Annotated in this window: 1 protein-coding gene and 1 pseudogene; both read right to left on the bottom strand. The window is 68.7% G+C overall.

All coding sequences use genetic code 11. The features are described 5' to 3' along the window. A pseudogene (locus GWK61_RS54810) lies at nucleotides 1-278 on the bottom strand (Tat pathway signal sequence domain protein); the annotation flags it as partial. Nucleotides 279-513: 235 nt separating this feature from the next. Continuing rightward, nucleotides 514-930 (bottom strand): MurR/RpiR family transcriptional regulator (locus GWK61_RS54815; RefSeq protein ID WP_194922328.1); only part of this gene is annotated, 417 nt, incomplete at its 5' end.

Below are 930 nucleotides of genomic sequence, written 5' to 3' on the forward strand. Positions count from 1 at the left end.
GGATCGGGCTGGTACGACGCGCGCAGGCGGCCGTCCGGCGTGACGTCGTGCTGCTGGGCGTAGATCAGGCTGTTGCCCAGGACCTTCGCGTGGGCGAGGTCGGACGCGGTGGCGCGCTGCAGATAGGCCATGATCGTCAAGGCGTCGTCGTAGACGAAGGACGAGACGAAGTTGAGCGATCCCAGGTAGCCGCCGGTGAAGGACTGCGGAAGCCGCAGCGTCGTGCCGTTCCCGTACTTGTCAGTGGACTGGTCCAGGAAGGTGTACGCCTTGTTCACCGACGTCTGTGTCGAAGACGCCGGACTGCCGGACGCCCCGCCGCACGCGGAGGCGGCGCCAGGGACCAGTGCGACCAGGACCGCCGCACCCGCGGTGATCGCGGTAAAGGCTGATGCTCTACGGTGTAGTAGCTTTGATGCACATCTGATGCTCATCGGCTTCCTTCCAGGGTGGTCTTTGTGTCGGATAGGCGTGCGGAGCGGCTCCACCCGCGCCGCACGCCGGCCTTGGCCGCTAGTCGGCCAAGCGATGGGAGTCGACAGCGCGCGCCGTGGACTCCAGCCTCGTCACCGTTTCCCCGTGGTTGAGCTGCGCGAGCCGCGTGTACACGACGTCGAGCAGGAACATCTGCGAGTACCGGCCGGCCAGTGCGTCGTCCGGCGCCCCGATCGTGGTCGTTCCAGGCGCGTGCGCGGCCAGCACCAGATCGGCGGCCTGGGCCAGCGGCGATTTGGGATCCCCGGTGAGCGCCACGGTCGTGGCGCCTCGTGCCCGGGCCAGTTCGAGGACCTCGATGGTCTCCCGCACCCTGCCGGAGTGCGAGATCCCGACCGCGAGGTCGTCCGGCCCGAACTGCGCGGCGCTGGTCAGCGCGTTGTGCACGTCGGGCCAAGCCCAGCAGGCGATGCCGATGCGGTGCAGCCGGAACTG

This window comes from Catenulispora rubra, from assembly GCF_015356825.1.
In the GTDB taxonomy this organism is placed as follows: Bacteria; Actinomycetota; Actinomycetes; order Streptomycetales; family Catenulisporaceae; genus Catenulispora; species Catenulispora rubra.